The sequence below is a fragment of the Micromonospora sp. NPDC049081 genome (genome assembly GCF_040648835.1).
GTDB lineage: Bacteria > Actinomycetota > Actinomycetes > Mycobacteriales > Micromonosporaceae > Micromonospora > Micromonospora antibiotica.
In genome coordinates this window covers 257,310-278,550 of sequence record NZ_JBEZEK010000003.1, presented here as the reverse complement: position 1 = coordinate 278,550, position 21,241 = coordinate 257,310, and the positions used below count along the sequence as shown (strand labels likewise).

Annotated in this window: 20 protein-coding genes and 1 pseudogene; 15 read left to right on the top strand and 6 right to left on the bottom strand. The window is 73.4% G+C overall.

Going from position 1 to position 21,241, the window contains the following annotated elements; genetic code table 11:
• Positions 1 to 50: 50 nt before the first annotated feature.
• Positions 51 to 1,043 (top strand): ATP-binding cassette domain-containing protein, encoded by a 993-nt coding sequence (locus tag AB0B63_RS08345; RefSeq protein ID WP_208567324.1) that lies wholly within the window; start codon positions 51 to 53, stop codon positions 1,041 to 1,043.
• Positions 1,040 to 1,858, top strand: a complete 819-nt coding sequence (locus AB0B63_RS08340) for an ABC transporter permease (protein ID WP_208567323.1) — start codon at positions 1,040 to 1,042, stop codon at positions 1,856 to 1,858. Before AB0B63_RS08345 ends, AB0B63_RS08340 begins: the two co-directional genes overlap by 4 nt.
• Positions 1,859 to 2,016: 158 nt before the next feature.
• Here AB0B63_RS08340 and AB0B63_RS08335 read toward each other — a convergent pair.
• From AB0B63_RS08335 to AB0B63_RS08325, 3 genes and pseudogenes are all read right to left on the bottom strand, one after another.
• Positions 2,017 to 2,406 (bottom strand): annotated as a pseudogene (locus AB0B63_RS08335) (PLD nuclease N-terminal domain-containing protein); the annotation flags it as partial.
• A gap of 27 nt (positions 2,407 to 2,433) precedes the next feature.
• Positions 2,434 to 2,760 carry a DUF202 domain-containing protein gene (locus AB0B63_RS08330; protein WP_357015802.1) on the bottom strand — a complete coding sequence of 109 codons (327 nt, stop codon included), beginning with the start codon at positions 2,758 to 2,760 and terminating at the stop codon, positions 2,434 to 2,436.
• Positions 2,757 to 3,146, bottom strand: coding sequence for a DUF202 domain-containing protein (locus AB0B63_RS08325; RefSeq protein WP_357015799.1), 390 nt, complete (start codon positions 3,144 to 3,146; stop codon positions 2,757 to 2,759). The genes AB0B63_RS08330 and AB0B63_RS08325 overlap by 4 nt, the downstream gene beginning before the upstream one ends.
• 41 nt (positions 3,147 to 3,187) lie before the next feature.
• Here AB0B63_RS08325 and AB0B63_RS08320 point away from each other — a divergent pair, with 41 nt between their 5' ends.
• The 4 genes from AB0B63_RS08320 (at position 3,188) to AB0B63_RS08305 (ending at position 6,560) form a co-directional block, all read left to right on the top strand.
• On the top strand, positions 3,188 to 3,985 hold the full coding sequence (locus tag AB0B63_RS08320) for a GNAT family N-acetyltransferase (protein WP_357015796.1): 798 nt from the start codon (positions 3,188 to 3,190) through the stop codon (positions 3,983 to 3,985).
• Between the two features lie 2 nt (positions 3,986 to 3,987).
• On the top strand, positions 3,988 to 4,404 hold the full coding sequence (locus tag AB0B63_RS08315; RefSeq protein ID WP_219468001.1) for a hypothetical protein: 417 nt from the start codon (positions 3,988 to 3,990) through the stop codon (positions 4,402 to 4,404).
• 405 nt (positions 4,405 to 4,809) lie between these two features.
• On the top strand, positions 4,810 to 5,589 hold the full coding sequence (locus AB0B63_RS08310) for an electron transfer flavoprotein subunit beta/FixA family protein (RefSeq protein WP_208567318.1): 780 nt from the start codon (positions 4,810 to 4,812) through the stop codon (positions 5,587 to 5,589).
• Between the two features lie 11 nt (positions 5,590 to 5,600).
• On the top strand, positions 5,601 to 6,560 hold the full coding sequence (locus AB0B63_RS08305) for an electron transfer flavoprotein subunit alpha/FixB family protein (protein WP_208567317.1): 960 nt from the start codon (positions 5,601 to 5,603) through the stop codon (positions 6,558 to 6,560).
• Between the two features lie 253 nt (positions 6,561 to 6,813).
• Here AB0B63_RS08305 and AB0B63_RS08300 read toward each other — a convergent pair whose 3' ends face one another.
• Complete coding sequence (locus tag AB0B63_RS08300) at positions 6,814 to 7,692, bottom strand: anti-sigma factor (RefSeq protein ID WP_357015790.1); 879 nt, start codon at positions 7,690 to 7,692, stop codon at positions 6,814 to 6,816.
• On the bottom strand, positions 7,646 to 8,251 hold the full coding sequence (locus tag AB0B63_RS08295; protein ID WP_208567315.1) for a sigma-70 family RNA polymerase sigma factor: 606 nt from the start codon (positions 8,249 to 8,251) through the stop codon (positions 7,646 to 7,648). Before AB0B63_RS08295 ends, AB0B63_RS08300 begins: the two co-directional genes overlap by 47 nt.
• A 251-nt stretch (positions 8,252 to 8,502) precedes the next feature.
• On the opposite strand from AB0B63_RS08295, the gene AB0B63_RS08290 reads away from it, so the two are divergent.
• From AB0B63_RS08290 to AB0B63_RS08260, 7 genes are all read left to right on the top strand, one after another.
• The gene (locus AB0B63_RS08290) at positions 8,503 to 9,333 is read left to right on the top strand and encodes a DUF4397 domain-containing protein (protein WP_208567314.1); all 831 of its coding nucleotides are present in this window, start codon (positions 8,503 to 8,505) and stop codon (positions 9,331 to 9,333) included.
• Positions 9,330 to 9,998: a class F sortase gene (locus AB0B63_RS08285; RefSeq protein ID WP_208567313.1), complete on the top strand. Its 669-nt coding sequence runs from the start codon at positions 9,330 to 9,332 to the stop codon at positions 9,996 to 9,998. Before AB0B63_RS08290 ends, AB0B63_RS08285 begins: the two co-directional genes overlap by 4 nt.
• 285 nt (positions 9,999 to 10,283) lie before the next feature.
• Entirely contained in the window at positions 10,284 to 11,459 is a 1,176-nt protein-coding gene (locus tag AB0B63_RS08280; protein ID WP_208567312.1) for a cysteine desulfurase family protein, read from the top strand.
• Between the two features lie 353 nt (positions 11,460 to 11,812).
• Positions 11,813 to 12,886, top strand: coding sequence for a tRNA 2-thiouridine(34) synthase MnmA (mnmA, locus tag AB0B63_RS08275; protein WP_208567311.1), 1,074 nt, complete (start codon positions 11,813 to 11,815; stop codon positions 12,884 to 12,886).
• A gap of 134 nt (positions 12,887 to 13,020) precedes the next feature.
• Complete coding sequence (locus AB0B63_RS08270) at positions 13,021 to 14,028, top strand: methionine synthase (protein WP_357015785.1); 1,008 nt, start codon at positions 13,021 to 13,023, stop codon at positions 14,026 to 14,028.
• Positions 14,029 to 14,065: 37 nt separating this feature from the next.
• Positions 14,066 to 14,434, top strand: coding sequence for a VOC family protein (locus AB0B63_RS08265; protein ID WP_357015782.1), 369 nt, complete (start codon positions 14,066 to 14,068; stop codon positions 14,432 to 14,434).
• Positions 14,435 to 14,596: 162 nt separating this feature from the next.
• Positions 14,597 to 15,598 carry an ADP-ribosylglycohydrolase family protein gene (locus AB0B63_RS08260; RefSeq protein WP_357015779.1) on the top strand — a complete coding sequence of 334 codons (1,002 nt, stop codon included), beginning with the start codon at positions 14,597 to 14,599 and terminating at the stop codon, positions 15,596 to 15,598.
• A 149-nt stretch (positions 15,599 to 15,747) separates the two neighbouring features.
• Here AB0B63_RS08260 and AB0B63_RS08255 read toward each other — a convergent pair whose 3' ends face one another.
• Entirely contained in the window at positions 15,748 to 16,260 is a 513-nt protein-coding gene (locus AB0B63_RS08255) for a type II toxin-antitoxin system PemK/MazF family toxin (RefSeq protein ID WP_357015776.1), read from the bottom strand.
• A 182-nt stretch (positions 16,261 to 16,442) separates the two neighbouring features.
• On the opposite strand from AB0B63_RS08255, the gene ligA reads away from it, so the two are divergent.
• Both ligA and AB0B63_RS08245 read left to right on the top strand, forming a co-directional pair.
• A complete protein-coding gene (gene ligA, locus AB0B63_RS08250; protein ID WP_357015772.1) occupies positions 16,443 to 18,581 on the top strand; it encodes an NAD-dependent DNA ligase LigA in 2,139 nt (712 codons plus the stop codon).
• Between the two features lie 191 nt (positions 18,582 to 18,772).
• On the top strand, positions 18,773 to 21,145 hold the full coding sequence (locus AB0B63_RS08245; RefSeq protein ID WP_357015769.1) for an EAL domain-containing protein: 2,373 nt from the start codon (positions 18,773 to 18,775) through the stop codon (positions 21,143 to 21,145).
• Positions 21,146 to 21,241 lie beyond the last annotated feature (96 nt).

Below are 21,241 nucleotides of genomic sequence, written 5' to 3'. Positions count from 1 at the left end.
AGACCCCTCGCCCATCGTTGGACGATCCAGCGATAACGACGGGAGTTCTGATGACATTCGCCATCCGCGCCGAGGGTCTGGTGCGCCGGTTCGGCGCCACCACCGCCCTGGCCGGGGTCGACCTTGAGGTGCCCACCGGGACGGTCTTCGGGTTGCTCGGCCCCAACGGCGCCGGTAAGACCACCGCGGTACGGGTGCTCGCCACCCTGCTCACCGCCGACGCGGGCCACGCCACCGTCGGCGGGTACGACGTCCGCCGCGACGCCCACCAGGTCCGCCAGCTGATCGGCCTCACCGGCCAGTACGCCTCGGTCGACGAGAACCTGACCGGCACCGAGAACCTGCTGCTCATCGGCCGGCTGCTGGGCCTGTCCCGGCGCGACGCCCGGGACCGGGCCGCGGAGCTGCTGGCCGGGTTCCAGCTAACCGACGCCGCCGGCCGGGCCGCGAAGACCTACTCCGGCGGGATGCGCCGCCGGCTCGACCTGGCGGCCAGCCTGGTCGGTCGGCCGCAGGTGCTCTTCCTCGACGAGCCGACCACCGGCCTCGACCCGCGCAGCCGCAACGACCTGTGGGACATCGTCCGGGGTCTGGTCGCCGAGGGGGTGACCGTGCTGCTGACCACGCAGTACCTGGAGGAGGCCGACCAGTTGGCCGACGAGATCGCCGTGGTCGACCACGGTCGGGTGATCGCCCAGGGCACCCCGGAGGAGCTGAAGGCCAAGACCGGCGGCCAGGTGCTGACGGTCCGGCCGGTCGAGGCCACCGACCTGGCCACCGTGCTCGCCGTCGTCGGCGAGGTGACCGGGGTCGACCCGGAGGTCACCCAGACCACGGTCAGCGCGCCGGTCAACGGTCCGGGCGCGCTGCCCGCCGTGGTGCGCCGGCTCGACGACGCCGAGGTGCAGGTCGCCGAGCTGGCCCTGCGCGGGTCCAGCCTCGACGAGGTGTTCCTCTCCCTCACCGGCCACCGCGCCGAGGACACCGCCGACACCGCCGACCTGGCCGACACCGCTGACGCCCTGGAAGGGAGCCCGGCATGACCGCCGTGACCGTCGCCGCCCCGTCGGCCCGACCCGTACCGGCCCGCCGGCTCAGCCCGGCCGCCGGCCTGCGGCACACCGGCACGTTGGCCTGGCGCAGCCTGGTGCAGATCAAGCACAACCCGATGGAGCTGCTCGACCTGAGCATCCAACCGGTGATGTTCGTGTTGCTCTTCACGTACGTCTTCGGTGGGGCGATCTCGGGCAGCCCGGGGGAATATCTCACCTTCGCGCTGCCCGGCATCATCGTGCAGAACGCCTTCTTCGCCACCATGACCACCGGCTTCGGGCTGAACCAGGACCTCACCAAGGGTGTCTTCGACCGGCTGCGGTCGCTGCCGGTGGCCCGGTGGTCCCCGCTCGCCGGCCGGATCGTCGCCGACACGGTCAAGCAGGCGTGGTCGTTGTCGCTGCTGCTCGGCGTCGGGATGATCCTCGGCTTCCGGCTCGGCAACGGCCTGCTCGGCCTGCTCGCCGCGTTCGCGCTGCTGCTGGTCTTCTCGCTGGCCGCCGCCTGGATGTCGGTGCTGGTCGGGGTGCTGGTCAGTGAGCCGGACAAGGTGCAGATCTTCGGCTTCACGGTGATCTTCCCGCTGAGCTTCACCAGCAACGCCTTCGTGCCGACCGAGACGATGCCGTCCTGGCTCCAGCACTGGGTCGAGGTGAACCCGGTGACCATCCTGGCGAACGCACTGCGCGGCCTGCTGGTCGGCGGGCCGGTCGCCGGGCCGGTGCTCCAGTCGCTGCTCTGGGCGGTCGTCATCGCCGCCGTCTTCGCCCCGCTCGCGGTCAGGGGCCTACGCCGTCGGTTGTGACCGGGGCGGCGACGTTCGGGGTCACCCGGTGTGTGCGGGTGACCCCGGCGGGGTCAGATCTCGGGCCGGTCGCCCTCGCGGGGTCGTTCGCCGTCGTGCGGTGCGGCGTCCTGTCGGGTCGGCGGGTGGTCGGCGGGCGGGGTGTCCTCCCGTGGCGGCGCACCGTCGCGGGGGCGCTTCCCGTCGTGCCGGCGCAGGTCGTCCTCCCGGCGGCGGAGGTCCTCCTCCCAGCGCTGGAAGAGGGCGTTGTCGTCCCGGCTGGCGCGTTCGTCGATCGACTTCAGGAACTCGGGGTCGTCGTCGGGCGCGACGGGTCGCCGGGAGCCGGTGCCGGACGGCCATCCGCCGCGCCGGTCACCCGTGGGGGCGGGTCGACCGGCGAGGAACCAGGCGATCGAGCCGACCAACGGGAAGACCAGGATGACCAGGACCCAGGCGAACCGGGGCAGCCCCCGGATCCCCTCGTCCTCCGCGGAGAGGCAACTGATCAGCGCACCGGCGGCGAGCACCACCTGGAGCAGGAACAACACCACATAGAGCCGGGCCATGCCCCCATCATGGCGCAGCCGTGCGCGTCACCACACCCCACGCAGCACCAGCGCCACGCACAGCAGTGCCAGACCGGTCGTGCCGAGGGCCATCAGCGGAACGGCGTGGGTGTCGATCCGGGCCTGCCGGCGACCGGTGGCCCGCCCCCAGCCCACCACCAGCGTCGCCCACCAGGTCGCCACGGTGACCCCGGCCAGCAGGGCACCGGCGGTGTCGCCGGTCAGCGCCAACCGGACCGCCAGCACGGTCACCACCGTGTACGCCAGCCCCATGCGCCGCCAGGCCAGCCGAGTGCGCTCCGGTTGCAGGCCGGGATCGCGGGTGCCGTCCCCGCCCGCCGACACCCCGGTCACCCGCTCACCCCGCGCGCCAGGACCGCCACCACCAGCAGCAGCGCGCCTACCGCCACGGTCAGGGCGAGGACGGCCGGGAAGCGGGAGGCCGGCAGGCGTTCGCCGAGCCGGATGGCCCGTTCGGTGCGGGACCAGTGGTCCACCGCGCGGACGGCGACGGTCGCGCCGAGCAGCAGCAGCGCCACGGCGATCGCCTCCCGCAGGTGGCGCAGTGGCAGCGGTGGGAGGAACTGGGCGGCGGCCAGCCCGCCCGCGATCAGCGCCAGCCCGGTGCGCAGCCAGGCCAGGAAGGTCCGTTCGTTGGCCAGCGAGAAGCGGTAGTCGGGGGTGCTGCCCACGGAGTTGAGGTCCGACGGGTCGAACCACCGTCTGATCGCCTGCCACACGACGCCGATTATCCGCTTTACCGTCGACATAGCCTGGGGCGATGACCGATCTTGATGCCTCCACCCTGCGCGACACCTACGACCGGCAGCTCCGGCCGGAGATCCCCGACCCGGTCCCGGCCGGCGTGACCGTCGAACACGACGGCCCGCTGGTGCGCATCCTGGGTCTGGACCATGGCGGTTTCCTCACCTACCGCACCCTGGACGGGCTGGTCGGGGATGACCTGGATGCGCTGATCGTCCGGCAGGTCGAGCTGTTCCGGCAGCGCGGCGAGTCGGTGGAGTGGAAGCACAACACCCACGACGAGCCCGCCGACCTGCCGGACCGGCTGCGCGCCGCCGGCTTCGTGCCGGAGGACCGGGAGACCGTGCTGATCGGGCCGGTCGCGCCGCTGGCGGGTGCCGTGCCGGTGCTCCCCGAGGGGGTACGGCTGCGCGAGGTCACCGGTCTGGTCGACCTGGAGCGGATCGCCGCGATGGAGGAGGAGGTCTGGCGCAGCGACCGATCCCACCTGGTCACCGGGCTGGCCCGGGAGATCGAGGCGGACCCGCAGTCGATCACGGTGGTGGTGGCCGAGGCGGGGGAGACGGTGGTCAGCGCCGGTTGGGTGCGCTACCTCAACGGCACCGGCTTCGCCAGCCTGTGGGGCGGTTCGACGCTCGAACAGTGGCGGCGTCGGGGCATCTACCGGGCGCTGGTGGCCTACCGGGCCCGGCTGGCCGACCAGCGGGGCAAGACGTTGTTGCAGGTGGACGCCTCGGAGGACAGCCGGCCGATCCTGGAGCGACTCGGCTTCGTACCGGTCACCACGACCACCCCCTACGTCTACACTCCGTGATGATGGAGCAGCGACTGACGGACGACGAGCAGCAGGTTCTCAAGACGGGTGCCTTCGGGGCGGTCTTCCTGGTGTCGAACGCCGATCCGGGCGTGTTCGCGATGATCCGGGAGAGCTTCGCCGCGTCCGGGGCGTTCGCCGGGGCCAGTGGCCTGGTGAAGGAGGCGCTGACCGCGGGCGGGCTGCCCCGGCTGCCCCGGGACTCGGCGCTGGAGATCGAGTCGGTGGTGCTGCCGGCGTTGGGGCGTGCGGTGGACATCCTGCGGGAGAAGTCGCCGGCCGACCTGTCGGCGTACCGCGAGCTGGTGGTGACGGCGGCGGAGCAGGTGGCCAGTGCGCACCGGGGGGTGACGCCGGCCGAGGCGGACGCCATCGAGCGGATCAGGACCGCCCTGGCCGGGCCCGTCGAGCCGGCCTGATCGGGTCGCGTGTGCCCGGTCGCGCCGGGCTGACCCGGGGCCGGTTCGGCGGCCCTGATCGACCCCGAGGTCGCCGGTCCGGGGTGGCCGGTCGTGCTGGTGCCGACCGGTTCCTGCGGTTCACCGCTTTCGACGTCCGCCACCGCCCCGACGAGGTCGCGGCCCGACTCTCGGTGGGTGGTCAGGTCGAGGGGTGGGCTGCCGGCTCTGCGTCGGGGTGCGCCTGTCGCGGTGAGCTGTGTCACCGCGGGTGACCCGGAGGGTTAACCTACTGGCAGGTAACATTGCGTTCGTGGGCAACTGCACAGCAGCCCGCGGTTGACCGGGTGTCAACGACGCGCAAAGCTCCGCCCTTAACCGGGCGAGCAGATCGCACACCACCAACAGGAGGGTTGTCGAATCGCGATGAACATCGTCGTACTCGTCAAGCAGGTGCCTGATTCGGGCGCGGACCGCAACCTGCGTGCTGACGACAACACCGTCGACCGCGGTTCGGCGAACAACGTCATCAACGAGATGGACGAGTACGCCATCGAGGAGGCGCTGAAGATCAAGGAAGCGCACGGTGGCGAGGTCACCATCCTGACCATGGGGCCCGACCGGGCCACCGAGTCGATCCGCAAGGCGCTCTCCATGGGCCCCGACGCCGCCGTGCACGTCCTCGACGACGCCCTGCACGGGTCCTGCGCGGTGGCCACCTCGAAGGTGCTCGCCGCCGCCCTCGGGCAGCTGGGCGCCGACCTGGTGATCTGCGGCGCCGAGTCGACCGACGGCCGGGTCCAGGTCATGCCGCACATGCTCGCCGAGCGGTTGGGGGTCGCCGCGCTGACCGGTGCCCGCAAGCTCACCGTCGACGGCGGCACGCTGACCGTCGAGCGGCAGACCGAGGAGGGCTACGAGGTGGTCACCGCCTCGACCCCGGCCGTGGTCTCCGTCTGGGACACCATCAACGAGCCGCGCTACCCCTCCTTCAAGGGCATCATGGCCGCCAAGAAGAAGCCGGTGAAGACGCTGTCCCTGGCCGACCTGGGCGTCGCCCCGACCGAGGTGGGTTTCGAGGGCGCCACCAGCGCCGTCGTCGAGCACACCAGGCGTCCGCCGCGTTCCGGCGGCGCCAAGATCACCGACGAGGGCGAGGGCGGCGTCAAGCTGGTCGAGTTCCTCGCCACCGAGAAGTTCGTCTGAGGGGTCTGAACATGGCTGAGGTACTCGTCGTCGTCGAAGCCACCAGGGAGTTCGGCGTCAAGAAGGTCACCCTGGAAATGCTGACCCTCGCCCGCGGGCTGGGCACCCCGAGCGCCGTGGTGCTCGGCGGCGCCGGTGCCGCCGACGCGCTGAGCGCCAAGCTCGGCGAGTACGGCGCGGAGAAGATCTACGCCGCCGAGAGCGAGGAGATCGACGGTCACCTGGTCGCCCCCAAGGCGACCGTGCTGGCCGAACTGGTCAACCGGGTGCAGCCGGCCGCCGTCCTGCTGGCCTCGGCCCAGGAGGGCAAGGAGATCGCCGCCCGGCTGGCCGTCAAGCTGGACAACGGCATCCTGACCGACGTGGTCGGCCTCGACGCCGACGGCACCGCCACCCAGGTCGCCTTCGCCGGCTCCACCATCGTCAAGTCCAAGGTCACCAAGGGCCTGCCGCTGGTCACCGTACGGCCGAACTCGGTCACCCCGACGCCGGCGGCGGCCACCCCGGCCGTCGAGCAGCTCACCGTCGCGGTCACCGACACCGACAAGCTGGCGAAGGTCGTCGAGCGGGTCGCCGAGCAGAAGGGCTCCCGCCCCGAGCTGACCGAGGCCGGCATCGTCGTCTCCGGCGGTCGCGGCGTCGGCAACGCCGACAACTTCAAGCTGGTCGAGGAGCTGGCCGACCTGCTCGGCGGTGCCGTCGGGGCGTCCCGCGCGGCGGTCGACTCCGGTTACTACCCGCACCAGTTCCAGGTCGGGCAGACCGGCAAGACCGTCTCCCCGCAGCTCTACGTCGCGCTGGGCATCTCCGGTGCGATCCAGCACCGGGCCGGCATGCAGACCTCGAAGACGATCGTCGCCGTGAACAAGGACGGCGAGGCCCCGATCTTCGAGCTGGCCGACTACGGCGTGGTGGGCGACCTGTTCAAGATCGTGCCGCAGGCCGCCGAGGAGATCCGCAAGCGTAAGTGACCCGAACCGGGTCAGCACTGGAGCCGCCGTCCGGTCCGCCCGGGCGGCGGCTCCGTCGTGGTGACCGGTCCGGCGTGGTGCCGGGTCCGGCGTGGTGCCGGGTCCGGCGTGGTGCCGGGCGGGCGGCGGCGCTGCCCGGCGACCCGGCCGGCGCCGGAATGCGCAACGACCCGGAAGACGGGGGCACGACCCCGGTTCCGGCCGTGGTGAGGGGAGCTGATCGGCGGGCCGGGGAGCTGAACCGGCCCACCGATCAGCCCGTCAGGGTGCCCCTCAGCAGGCTGTCGCCGGAGTGGGCGGGCTTGTTGTCGTACTGCTCGGCGGAGACGTCGACCACCGAGTACGCCTGGAGATCCACATTCGGGGGCAGGGGCAGCAGCGCGTCACCCGAGCTACCCCGCAGCACACCCACCGAGAACATCTCCATGCTCGTCGGATTGATCAGCCAGACCTCGTAGTACCCCGCAACGTCCGGGAGATTCGCGACGTGCAGATGCAGTCGGCCGTCGGCGAAGACCCGGGCGTCACCGTTGGCCTCCTTCGGCGTGCTGCCGTACGCGGCCAGTGGTGCGCTGGCCAGCACCTCCTGCCGGGGTGTGGAGTCCCGGTCACCGAGGACGGCGACGGTGCCGAGCACCGCGATCGCCGCGGCGGCGGTCGCCGAGACGACCGTGGTCGCCCAGCGGGGCCACCGTCGGGACCGGCCCGCCGGTCGTCCGGCGGCCCGCCCGCTACCCGGGGACGACTGCCGCCGCCGGGAACCCGGCCGGTCGCCGGTCACCGCCGACAGCTGCCGGTACGCCGGGTCGACGTCGTCACCGGTGGCCGGCTGTGCCGGCACGGGACGTACCCCCGTCGGGTCGGGCCCGAGATCCTGACGGTGTGCCTGCGCCGACGACGGCGCCTGCGCGACGGCGTCGAGTTCGGCCAGGATGCCCGCCCAGAGGTGGGCCGGCGGGTCGGGCAGGTCGTGCAGGCCCTGGGTCTGCGCGCCCAGCCCGGCGACGTGCCGGAGGGTGTCCAGCTCGCCCCGGCAGGTCACGCAGCCACCGAGATGGTCGGTCTCACCGTGGTCCGCCTCGCTCTCACCGAGCGCCAGAAAGACCAGCCGGTCGTGGTCCAGGTGCTGCACCGTCCACCTCCCATCTGCGTTTCAAGCTCGCCATGCCCCGTCTGATGTGGCTCTTGACCGTGCCCAACGGCACTCCGGTCACCGTCGCGATCTGCTGGTGGGTCAGGTCGTCGTAGAAGGCCAGCTCCAACATCCGCCGTTGGTCGTCCGGGAGCCGGGCCAACTCGTCGGCGACCACCAGCCGGTCGACCACGGTGTCCGGGTCCCCGCCGGTGGCGACCGGCTCGGGCAGCTGCCGGACCGTCTCCACCACCCGCATCTCCCGCGCCGAGGCGCGCAGCCGGTCGATCACCTTGCGCCGGCCGATGCCGAGCAGCCAACCGATCAGTGAACCCTTGGCCGGGTCGAAGGTGTCCCGTCCCAACCAGGCGGCGACGAACGTCGCCTGGGTCACGTCCTCCGCGTCGCTGCGGTTGGCCAGCGTGCTGGTGGCCAGGTGGTGCACGGCCCGGCCGTACCGGTCGTACGCCTCCCGCAGCGCGCTCTCGTCGCCCGCCCGGAAGCGCGCGGCCAACTCGTCGGGGGGTGGGGGTTCGGGTTCCTGGCCTGCTGTTCCCACCGCTGTCACCGGGCGGGTCGCCTTCCCTGGGGCATGCCCGACTGTAACGCCCACAGCCTCCGCCCCACTCTCCCGGTCCGTGTTCGCCTCCACTCGTCTCACCTGCTCTTCGTCACCGGGGGTGGCCCCGGATGCACCCCGGACGAAGAAAAAGAAAGTGGTGTCCGGCTGCATCCGGCGGTGCGACGGGTGGCGTAACCCGTTCTGCAAGCCAGACCTGACGAACCAGTACCAATCACCAGGAGGCAGACATGCAGCTCGCTATCTTCCGTCGGGTCGCCGCAGGCGGCGCGGTGGCCGCCCTGGCCTTCGCGGGCGTCGGCGCCGCGACCACGACCCCGGCGTACGCCGCCTCGTCCAAGGTCTCCGTCGTGCACGGCATCCCGGACACCCCGGTCGACGTCTACGTCAACGGCGAGAAGACCCTCGACAACTTCAAGCCCGGTGACGTGGCCGGCCCGCTGACCCTGCCCGAGGGCGAGTACGACATCGCGCTGACCAAGCCGGGTGAGCCGGTGGGCAGCGCGATCCTCAAGGTCGACGACGCCAAGGTGCCCGGCGGCGCCAACATCAGTCTCGCCGCGCACCTCAGCGCGGACGGCAAGCCGCAGATCACCCCCTTCGTCAACGACACCGCCAAGCTGGCCGCCGGCAAGGCCCGACTGATCGTCCGGCACACCGCCGCCGCCCCGGCGGTCGACGTCCGGGCCGGTGGCAAGCCGGTCTTCGAGGACCTCACCAACCCGAAGGAGGCCAAGGCGGACGTCGACGCGGGCACGGTCAAGGCCGACGTGGTACTGGCCGGCACCGACACCGTGGCGATCGGCCCGGCGGACCTCAACCTCAAGGAGGGCACCGCCACCATCGTCTACGCGATCGGCTCGGCCGAGGCCAAGAACCTCGACGTGGTCGCCCAGACCATCACCGGTCTGCACTCCGCCCCGGGTGGGGTGCCCAGCGGCACCGGCGGGCAGGCCGGCACCGGCGTCGACACCTGGTGGTACGTGCTGGCGGGCGCCGGCGTACTGCTGCTGGTCGGCGGTGGGGCGCGGGTGGCCACCACCCGGACCGGTCGCCGGTGACGGTGCGACACCGCGGGGCGCTGGCGGCGATGGCCGCCGGCGTCGCCGCGCTCACCATCGCCACCGTCGTGGCCTGCGGATCGCAACCGGCCGACGACGTCGGCACCGACGAGGCGGCGGCCCTGGCCAGCAGCAACCCGCCGAGTCCGACGACCGGCACCGGCGGCGGCCCCTCGGTGCCGGTGACCGCCGGGGGCCTGCCGACCGACGAGCGGACCGTGCCACCGGTGAAGCTGCGCATCCCGGCGATCGACGTCACCGCCACGGTCAACCCGGTGGGCGTCGACACCCGGACCGACGAGTTCGACGTCCCGCCGAGCGTGGACCAGATCGGCTGGTACCGGTACGGCCCCGGGCTGGAGACCGACGCCGGCTCGGTGGTGATCGCCGGCCACGTCGACAGCTCCGAGCAGGGCAAGGGGGCGTTCTTCCGGCTCCGCGAACTCGACCGGGGCGACACCCTCACCGCCACCGGCGCGGACGGGAAACAGCGGGCCTACCGGGTCGTCGCCCGCGAGGAGTACGCCAAGACGAAGATCCCACTGGACCGGTACTTCGCCCGCGACGGCAAGCCGCGCCTCACGTTGATCACCTGCGGTGGCCCGTTCGACCCGAAGACCCGGCACTACCGGGACAACATCGTCGTCACGGCCGTACCGGCCTGATGCGCTGCGCTGCCTGATGCGCTGCCGTGCGGGCCTGGGGTGCTGCCGTACCTGCGGCGCTGCTGTGCCTGGGGCGCTGCCGTGCCGCCCTCCGGACGGCCTGCCGCGCCGGCGTACCCGCGTGCCGCCGTCCGGACGGCCGGTGATGCGCTGGTGGGTCGGCCCGGCTTCCGGTCGGACCGGGACCGAACCGGTCCCGGTCCGACCGGGCCGGGTCGACCCACGCTTCGGTACGGGCGATCCGGCATCCGACGGTCCGTGCCCCGGCCGTTACGCTGAACAGTGATGGCATACCTGGATCACGCGGCGACCACCCCGATGCTCGACGAGGCGTTGGCGGCGTACGTCGCCACCGCCCGCGAGGTCGGCAACGCGTCGTCGTTGCACGCGACGGGCCGGCGTGCCCGGCGTCGGGTGGAGGAGTCCCGCGAGCGGGTGGCCGCGGTGCTGGGCGCCCGCCCCTCCGAGGTCATCTTCACCGGCGGCGGCACGGAGAGCGACAACCTCGCCGTGAAGGGCATCTTCTGGGCCAGGCGGGCAGCCCGGCCCGACCGGGTCCGGGTGGTCTCCAGCGCGGTCGAGCACCACGCCGTACTCGACGCGGTCGACTGGCTCGCCGACCACGAAGCCGCCGAGGTCGCCTGGCTGCCCACGGACGCCGCCGGCAAACTCGACCCGGAACGGCTGCGCACCGAGCTGGCCGAGCACGCCGAGCGGGTCGCCGTGGTGACCGCCATGTGGGCCAACAACGAGGTCGGCACCGTGCAGCCGGTGGCCGCACTGGCCGCCGTCGCCGCCGAACACGGGGTGCCGTTGCACACCGACGCCGTGCAGGCGGTCGGTCAGGTCCCCGTCGACTTCGCGGCCAGCGGGGTCGCCGCGCTCACCGTGACCGGGCACAAGCTCGGCGGCCCGACCGGCGTCGGCGCGCTGCTGCTCGCCCGGGACGTCGCCGCCACCCCGCTGCTGCACGGCGGCGGGCAGGAACGCGACGTCCGCTCCGGCACCCTGGACACCGCCGGCATCGTCGCCTTCGCGGTCGCCGTCGAAACGGCGGTCAAGGGCCAGCAGGAGTACGCCGCCCGGGTGGCCGCGCTCCGCGACGACCTGGTCCGACGGGTCCGGGAGGCGGTGCCCGAAGTGGTGTTCAACGGCGACCCCGTCGACCGGCTGCCCGGCAACGCGCACTTCTCCTTCCCCGGTTGCGAGGGGGACGCCCTGCTGCTCCTGCTCGACGCCCAGGGCATCGCCTGCTCCACCGGCTCAGCCTGTTCGGCGGGGGTGGCCCAGCCCAGCCACGTACTCCTGGCGATGGGCGCCGACCACGACCGGGCCCGCTCCTCGTTGCGCTTCACCCTCGGCCACACCAGCACCTCCGCCGACGTCGACGCCCTCATCGCCGCCCTACCCGCCGCCGTCGACCGCGCCCGCCGAGCCGCCGCCCTCCGCACCCCCCGCTGACCCCCGCTCCCGCCCCGCCCGCTCCGCCCGCTCCCGCCCCGCCCCGGTGATCAAGAGGTTTACGTCACCCGTCGGCCGGATTCTGACGCAAACCTCTTGATCACCCGCCTCTGCCGGCCCGGCCCCCTGCCGGCCTCCACCCCCACCTGCCCATGCAGGCCTTCCAGCCCGCCCCGTCGTACGTGGGCGGTGGTGGTGTTCGGTGATCAAGAGGTTCAGGTCAGGAACGGGCGCCGGGATGACGCAAACCTCTTGATCACCGGGGCGGGCCGGGGCGGGGGCAGGGACGGGGCGGGGGCAGGGACGGGGTGGGGTGGGTGGGTAGGGTTGGTGGGGGAGAAGGGGTGTGGCTGGTGAGGGTTCTGGCGGCGATGTCGGGCGGGGTGGACTCCGCTGTGGCGGCGGCGCGGGCGGTGGACGCCGGGCACGACGTGACCGGGGTGCACCTGGCGTTGTCCCGTAACCCGCAGACCTTCCGGACCGGGGCCCGGGGGTGTTGCACGCTGGAGGACTCCCGGGACGCGCGGCGGGCCGCCGACGTTATCGGCATCCCCTTCTACGTGTGGGACATGGCCGAGCGGTTCCACGCCGATGTGGTGGACGACTTCGTCGCGGAGTACGCGGCCGGGCGTACCCCGAATCCGTGTCTGCGCTGCAACGAGAAGATCAAGTTTTCGGCGGTGCTGGACCGGGCGGTGGCGCTGGGCTTCGATGCGGTGGTCACCGGTCACCATGCCCGGCTCGGCCCGGACGGGCTGCTGCGCCGCAGTGTCGACCTCGCCAAGGACCAGTCGTACGTGCTGGCGGTGTTGACCCGCGCGCAGCTCGACCGGTCGGTGTTCCCGCTCGGTGACGCCACCAAGGCGGAGGTCCGCGCCGAGGCGGCCCGGCGTGACCTGGCGGTCGCCGAGAAGCCCGACTCGCACGACATCTGCTTCATCGCCGACGGCGACACCCGGGGTTTCCTCGCCGGGCGGCTCGGCGAGGCGCCCGGCGAGGTGGTCGACGCGTCCACCGGCGAGGTGGTCGGCAGCCACACCGGCGCGTACGCCTACACGGTGGGCCAGCGGCGCGGCCTGCACCTGGACCGTCCCGCCCCGGACGGGCGGCCGCGTTACGTGCTCTCCATCACCCCCAAGACCAACACGGTCACCGTCGGGCCCGCCGAGGCGCTGGAGGTTTCCGTGGTCCGCGCCAGCCGTCCGGTCTGGACCGGTGGTGCGCGGCCGACCGCGCCGATCGAGTGTGAGGTGCAGTTGCGGGCGCACGGCGACGTCGTACCGGCCACGGTGAGCGTGGACGGCGACACGCTCGTCGCCGAGCTGCGCCGTCCCGTGCGCGGGGTGGCCGCCGGGCAGGCCGTCGTGGCGTACCGGCCGGATCCGGCCGGTGACGTGGTGCTCGGCTCCGCCACCATCACCGGCTGATCCGCCCACGACGGGGTGCCGTCGGGCTGACCGTCGGCCAGGTGGGTGCCGTCGGGCTGACCGTCGGTCGGGTGGGGTGCTGCTGAGCTGACCGTCGGCCGGGTGGGTCGGCGGGGGCCGGTTACCCTTCGGCGGTGACTCGACAGCAGCTCTGGCCCTGGCCGGCGGGCGCGGCGACCGGCATCGGTTCGCTGCCCGGCACCGACATCGCCGAGGCGCAACGGATCGTCATCGGTGAACTGCCCGCCCTACCGCACCTGCCCGAGTTGCCCGCCCGGGGGCCGGGCGCCGACCTGATCGGGCGTACCGGCGGGTTGCTCGTGGAATTGCCGGTGGAGCTGTACGCCGCCCGTTGGCGGATCGCCCCCCGCCCCGGTCGGGACCTGCGCCGATCCCGGGACCTGCTGGAACGTGACCTCGACCAGCTCGCCGAGCAGGCCGAGGCGTACGCCGGGCCGGTGAAGGTGCAGGCGGCGGGGCCGTTCACCCTGGCCACGGCGGTGGAGTTGCCGATCGGCGGGCGGCTGCTGCGCGACCCGGGTGCGGTGCGGGAGCTGACCGCGTCCCTGGCGGAGGGGCTGCGGCTGCACGTCGAGGCGGTGGCCCGCCGGCTGCCCCGGGCCTCGGTGCTGCTCCAACTCGACGAGCCGTCGCTGCCGGCGGCGCTCGCCGGCCGGGTCCGCACCGAGAGCGGTCTGGGCACCTACCGGCCGGTCGACACCACCGTCGCCCGTTCCCTGCTGAGCGAGGTGATCACGGCGGCCGGGGTGCCGACGGTGGTGCACTGCTGCGCCCCGGACGTGCCGTTGGAGCTGCTGCGCACCGCCGGGGCGGTCGGGGTGGCGCTGGACCTCGCCCTGCTCACCGACCTGGACCCGGTGGGCGAGGCGATCGACGCCGGTCTCGGCCTGTTGGCCGGGGTGGCGCCGACGCAGCCGCCGTCGGCCGGCCGCGCGCCGACGTCGGCCCAGCTCGCCGATCGGGTACGCGGACTCTGGGACCGCCTCGGCTTTCCGCGCCGCCAACTCGCCGAGCAGGTGGTGGTCACCCCGGCCTGCGGGCTCGCCGGAGCCAGCCCGGAGTACGCCCGCGCGGTGCTCACCGCCTGCCGGGACGCCGCCCGCCGGCTGCACGAGGAGTGAGGGTTTTCCGTCGTACCGGGTGGGCAGGATGACGGTCATGATTGGAAAACTGCGTACCGTGGCCATCGACTGCCCCGATCCGCGGGCCCTGGCCGGTTTCTACGCCGAGCTGCTCGGTCTGCCCCTGGTCGAGGCGGACTCCGACGGCAACGAGTGGGTCGTGCTGGGTGGTCCGCTCGGGCAGCAGCCCCGGCTCGCCTTCCAACAGGCAACCGACCTGATTCCCCCGGCCCGGCCCGATCCGGCGCGTCCGCAGCAGGTCCACCTCGACGTCACGGTCGACGACATCGAGGTGGCCGAGAAGGCGGCGCTCGCCCTGGGCGCCCGGCGGCTGCCCGGGGAGGGGGAGGGTTTCCGGGTGTACGCCGACCCGGTCGGCCACCCGTTCTGCCTCTGCTGGGACTGACACTGCCGCCGCCGGCCGGGCCTTCGCCGGACGGTGCTGCCGTCTACCGGCCCGTCCTCGACCGATCAGGTGGCGGACGGGCGGCGGCGGGTGCCGCCGTGGCGCTGCCCGGCCGGCGGTGTCCGGGGTGCCGGGGTGGCCTGGGCGGGGCATGATCGGGTCGTGATCGACTCCTCGCTCCGTCGTGCCTCCGGTTCGCTGTTCGGGCTCGCCTACGGCGATGCGCTCGGCAAGCCGACCGAGTTCCTGTCCGTGCCCGAGATCCATCGCCGGTACGGCCCGGCGGGGCCACGGGAACTGGTCGGCGATCCGGTGCTGGTCACCGACGACACCCAGATGGCGCTCGCGGTGGCGTGGGCCCTGCACGACGCACCCGGGTACACCCCGGAGGCGGTCGAACCGTTGCTGCGTCGGCGTTTCCTGGACTGGGCCGCCAGCCCGGAGAACAACCGGGCACCGGGGATGACGTGCCTGCGGGCCTGCGGTGAGCTGGGTCGGGGGTTGCCCTGGCAGCAGGCGACGGTGGTCGACTCCAAGGGGTGCGGCGCGAACATGCGGGTCACCCCGGTCGGCCTGCTCGACGTCGACCTGGACACCCTCGCCGGGCTGTCCCAGCTCCAGGCCGGCCTCACCCACGGCCACCCCACCGGCCTGGCCGCCAGTGAGCTGACCGCGTACGCGGTGCGGGTGCTGCGCGACGGCGCGGCGCTGACGGAGCTGCCCGGCCTGCTGACCGACCGGGCCCGCGACCAGCGCCACACCTACCGTGACGACTGGTTGGGTGACCTGTGGCGGCGGTGCGGGGCGGACTCCCCGACGGAGTTCATCGCCACCGGCTGGGACGAGTGCCGGTCGGCGCTGGAGCGGCTCGACGCCGCGCTGCGCCGACCGGACGACGGGGGAGACCCGTGCCGGTACACGGGTGAGGGCTGGATCGCCGAGGAGGCGCTCGCCACCGCGCTGCTCTGCGTCCGGTGGCACCCCGACGACCCGGTGGCCGCGCTCGGCCGGGGCGCGACCACCGCGGGTGACTCGGATTCGATCGCCGCGTTGGCCGGCGCGTTCCTCGGCGCGGCCCACGGGCTGTCCGGCTGGCCGCCCGCCTGGTCCACCCGCATCGAGTACGCCGACCAGCTCGCCGCCCTCGGCGCGACCTGGGACTGACCCGCCCGCCCGGCCGGATGCCGCCCACCCGCCGGGCCGGATGTCCGCCCGCCGGACCGCCGGGCCGGATGCCCGACCGGCCGGATGCCCGGATGCCGCGCCGTCGCGGTGTCGGCCACCACGACGGGAGCGCCGGGGTGGTGCGGTGCTCAGGCCGGGCTGCGTCGCCCGTGCAGTCGCTTCACCCGCCGCCACAGGGCCGGGTCGCAGCTACCGGCCCGGCGGGAGAAGGCGTCGGCGGGGATACGCAGCGGCTCGGCCAGATCCAGCCAGCTGTCGTGTTCGGCGTCCGGGTCCCAGTCCCGGGTCGGGATCGACACGTGGTCGTCCCGGTCGTTCTTGTCCTGGCTGGTGATCTTGAGGACCTCGATACCCCGGTCGTCGGCGCTTACCACCAGGCAGGGGCGTACCTTCGAGCCGGTGCCGTCGTGGAACGGCACGTCCGCCCACCAGATGTCACCCGGGCGGGGCGTGCCGGTGGGGGTGCGGGGACGCGGTGGCGCGGTCGGTCGGGCCCGGTCCCGGGGCGGGGTGCCCCGCTCCGGTCGGGTGCGCCCGTCGCCGCTCGACGGTCGTCCGCCCCGGCGTCGCCACTCGTTCCAGGCCCAGCCGGCGGCGACCGCCAGGACGATCAGCAGCCCCCACAGCAACCACTCCGGCATCGGTACCCCGCCTTCCTCCGGGCGGCCACCGCGCCGCCGACGTGCGGCGATCGTCGCACGCCCCGGGGCCGGTCGCCCGTCGGGCGGGGTGGGGCAGGCAGGGGGAATGTCCCACCGGCCGGTTACCGTGCTCCAGTAGCGTGATCACGGGGGAGGTTCGCACGGTGTCCGGAGGCGACAGGGTGTCGGAAGAAGAGATTCCCCAGCAGGTCAGCGCGGCCCAGGAGGCGGCGGCCGGCGGTGAGCCCACCCCCGAGGCCCGGGAGCGGCACGCCACGTTGGGTCAGGAGCTGACCGAACACCAGTACCGCTACTACGTCCTCGACGCGCCGACCATCACCGACGCCGAGTTCGACAGGCAGTTGCGCGAGCTGGAGGCGTTGGAGGCGGAGTACCCGGCACTGCGTACCCCCGACTCGCCGACACAGCGGGTCGGCGGCACCTTCTCCACCGATTTCACCCCGGTCACCCACGCCGAGCGGATGCTCTCGCTGGACAACGCCTTCGCCGACGAGGAGCTGGCCGCCTGGGCCGAGCGGGTCGAGCGGGACGCCGGTGGCCCGGTGCCCTACCTGTGCGAGCTGAAGGTCGACGGCCTGGCCATCAACCTGACCTACGAGAAGGGTCGGCTGGTCCGCGCCGCCACCCGGGGCGACGGGCGCACCGGTGAGGACGTCACCGCCAACGTGCGCAGCATCCGCAGCGTGCCGGCCCGGCTCACCCCGTCCGACGAGTTCCCCGACGTGCCGGAGCTGCTGGAGGTGCGGGGCGAGATCTACTTCCCGGTCGCCGGGTTCGCCGACCTCAACGCCAGCCTGGTCGAGCAGGGCAAGGCGCCGTTCGCCAACCCGCGCAACGCCGCCGCCGGCAGCCTGCGCCAGAAGGATCCCCGGATCACCGCGTCCCGGCCGCTGCGGCTGGTGGTGCACGGCACCGGCGCCCGCACCGGCTTCCGGCCGGCCACCCAGTCCGAGTCGTACGCGGCGCTGAAGGCGTGGGGGCTGCCGACCAGTGACCGCTGGCGGGTGGTGCCCGACCTGGCCGGCGTGACGGAATACATCGCCCACTACGCCGAGCACCGGCACGACGTCGAGCACGAGATCGACGGGGTGGTCGTCAAGGTCGACCCGGTGCCCATCCAGGGTCGGCTCGGCTCGACCAGCCGGGCGCCCCGGTGGGCGATCGCCTTCAAGTATCCGCCGGAGGAGGTCAACACCACGCTGCTCGACATCGAGGTGGGCGTCGGGCGGACGGGCAGGATCACCCCGTACGCGGTGCTGGAGCCGGTGCACGTGGCCGGTTCGACGGTCGCCCAGGCCACCCTGCACAACGCCCGCGAGGTCGAACGCAAGGGGGTGCTGATCGGCGACACGGTGGTGCTGCGCAAGGCCGGCGACGTGATCCCCGAGGTGCTCGGCCCGGTCATCGAGCTGCGACCCGCCGACGCCCGCCCGTTCGTCATGCCCACCCACTGCCCGTCCTGTGACACGCCGCTCGCCCCGGCCAAGGAGAGCGACGTCGACATCCGCTGCCCCAACACCCGCAGCTGCCCGGCGCAGCTGCGGGAACGGGTCTTCCACCTCGCCGGGCGGGGTGGCTTCGACATCGAGGTGCTCGGCTACAAGGGCGCCGCCGCGCTGCTCGACGCCGAGATCATCGGCGACGAGGGTGACCTGTTCGCCCTCGACGCCGCGCAGCTCGCCCGGTCGCCGTTCTTCGTCAACAAGGACGGCAGCCTCGGCACCAACGCGACCAAGCTGCTCGACAACCTCGCCGTGGCCCGGGAACGCGACCTGTGGCGGGTGCTGGTGGCGCTCTCCATCCGGCACGTCGGGCCCACCGCCGCGCAGGCCCTGGCCCGGCACTTCCGTTCGGTGGTGGCGATCGAGGCGGCTGCCGAGGAGGAACTGTCCTCGGTCGACGGGGTCGGTCCGACCATCGCCGCCAGCATCAAGGAGTGGTTCGCCGTCGACTGGCACCGCGACGTGGTCCGCAAGTGGGCCGAGGCCGGGGTCCGGATGGCCGAGGAGGCGGTCGACGAGGGGCCGCGCCCGCTGGAGGGGATCACCGTGGTGGTGACCGGCACGCTCGCCGGGTTCAGCCGGGACCAGGCGGCCGAGGCGATCCAGAGCCGGGGCGGCAAGGTCACCGGTTCGGTCTCCAAGAAGACCGGCTTCGTGGTGGTCGGCGACAACCCCGGGTCCAAGGCCGACAAGGCGGCCGGGTTGAAGGTGCCGGTGCTCGACGAGGACGGCTTCCGGGTGCTGCTCGACGCCGGCCCGGAGGCGGCCCGCGAGGTGGCCCGGGTCGAGGAGAGCTGAGCGTCCGGCCGCTGACCTGACCGTCCGCCCGTCCTGCTCCGCCCATAGGTGAATCTTGGGGTCGTATACCAACTTAGTCACGACTACGACCGATTCGTGGCTGTCGTACGGGTCCACCGGCACCCAGGGCGTTTCATGGTGGCAGGTGTGCGACCGGCGTACACCCTGATGGGGCGTGCCCGGGAGGTGCGATGGAGACCGCCGACCCCCGCAACTCGTTCCCGGGCGGGCGGGAGGGGCCGTTCCTGGGCCTCGTCGTCGGGGTGATCGGCCTGGCCGTGCTGGCCTGCGTCGGGCCGTTGATCGACCTCGTCGGCCGGCTGGACCAGCTCCCGGTGGCGTTCTGGACGATGGCGGTGCTCGCGGTCGGCTGCGACGCCCGACCCTTCATCCCCTCGGGACGCCGGCAGACCTCGGCGGTCTTCCCGTCCACCTGTTTCACCTTCGCCATCCTGCTCGGCTGGGGGCTCGGGCCGGCGGTGCTGGTGCAGGCCGTCGCGGTCGCCGTCTCCGGCGTGCGGCTGGGCCACGCCCCCTGGCGGACCACCTTCAACGCCGCCCAGTACGCCTGCGCGCTCACCGCCGCCCACCTGGTGCTCCGGCTCGGACCGGGCGGACTGTTCGACGACGACCGGGTGGGCTGGACCGACGTCCTCACCGCCGGGGGCGCGACCGTCACCTGGTTCGTCGTCAACTACGGGCTGGTCAGCACCGCGTTGCGGCTGCGCTTCGGTGGCCGGTGGTGGCCGGCCGCCCGGCAGGGGCTGCCCTTCGAACTGCTCTCCACCGGTTCGCTGCTGCTGCTCGCCCCGGTCCTGGTGACCGCGGCGCGGGCCAACGCCGCGCTGATCCCGCTGGTGCTGGTGCCCCTGTTCGCGGTCTACCGGATGGCGCACCTCTCCGACGAACAGGTCCAGCTCGCCGCCCTCGACCCGCTCACCGGCCTGCCCAACCGCAAGGCGCTGCTCGCCGAGGTGGCCGAGCAGGTGCACCGGCACGCCGAGCGGGTCGCCCGGGGGGACCGCGGCGCACAGGTGGCGCTCCTGCTCATCGACCTGGACCGGTTCAAGAACGTCAACGACGCGCTCGGCCACGCGGTCGGTGACCGGCTGCTGGTCGAGGTGGGTGCCCGGCTCGCCGAGGTGATCGGGGAGCGCGACCTGCTGGCCCGGCTGGGCGGGGACGAGTTCGCGATCGTGGCCGGTGGGCTCGACGGGGTGGCCGAGGCCCGGGAGTTGGCGGACCGGGTGGTCGCCGCGCTGGCCGAACCGGTGTCGCTGGACGGGCTGCCACTGGACGTCGGCGGTTCGATCGGCATCGCGCTCTTCCCCGACCACGGCGAGGACTACGCCACCCTGATGCGCCACGCCGACGTCGCCATGTACGACGCGAAGCACCGCAACGACACCGTCGCCGTGTACGCGGCCGAGTCCGACCACAACTCCGCCGAGCGGTTGGCGCTCCTGGCCGACCTGCGGCGCGTACTGGAGGCGGGGCCGACGGGTGGGCGGCCCGTGCGCGGCGGTGACGGCGCGACACTGCCGTCCCGGCTGGCCCCCGTCGACGGACCCGCCGGCGGCCCGGCCCCCCGCGTCGGCGAACCGGGCCGGTGGTGGCTGCCGCGCCGACGGCAGCGGCCCACACCGGTGCACCCCGACGAGTTGCTGAACCGGATCCTCACCGGTGCCGACCCGGTCCGCCGTCACGGTGGGGTCCCGGAGCACCGGCCGGCCGTGCCGACCCCGGCGGCGCAGGACGTCGCGCCCCCGGCGGGCCCGGCGGAGGTCGGTGAGATCACCATGTACTACCAACCGCAGGTCGCCATCGCCACCGGCGAGGTGGTCGGGGTGGAGGCGTTGCTGCGTTGGCGGCACCCGCGCCGGGGGATGGTCGACCCGGAGGAGCTGATCCGGGTCGCCGAGCAGAGCGCCGTGATGCGCCTGCTCACCTACCGGGTGATCGACGACGTGGTGGCGCAGCTCGCGACGTGGTCGGCGGCCGGGATCACCCTGCGGGCGGCGCTCAACGTCAGCGTCCGGGACCTGCACACCGGGGAGATCGTCGACCGGATCGCCGACCGGCTCGCCGGTGCCGGGGTGAGCCCGGAACGGCTGCAACTGGAGATCACCGAGGGGGCGCTGATGGCCGACCCCCGACGGGTGCTGGCCACCATCACCCGGCTGCACCAGCTGGGGGTCGCCATCTCGCTGGACGACTTCGGCACCGGCTACTCGTCGTTGCAGCACCTGCGCCGGCTGCCGCTGTCCGAGGTGAAGGTGGACCGGTCGTTCGTGCTGGGGATGGCCGAGGACGCCGACGACGCCGCGATCGTCAAGTCGACGATCGAGCTGGCCGGCGCGCTCGGCCTGCGGGTGGTCGCCGAGGGTGTGGAGGACGAACGGACCTGGCGGCTGCTGCACGCGGCCGGTTGCGACGCCGCGCAGGGCTGGTTCTACGCCCGCCCGATGCCCGCCGACGAGTTGACCGCCTGGCTGGCCCGCTACCGCCCGCTGAGCCCCGTCCCCAGCCCGGACGCCGAGATCCCCCGCCGGCACGCCCGCTGACGGTCGCCGGCACATCCACAGGGGGTGGGCGGGCGGCCCCCGGACCGGCCGGCGGCCCGGACGCAGGGGGAGTCGGAGGTGTCGGGGTGAGCGCAG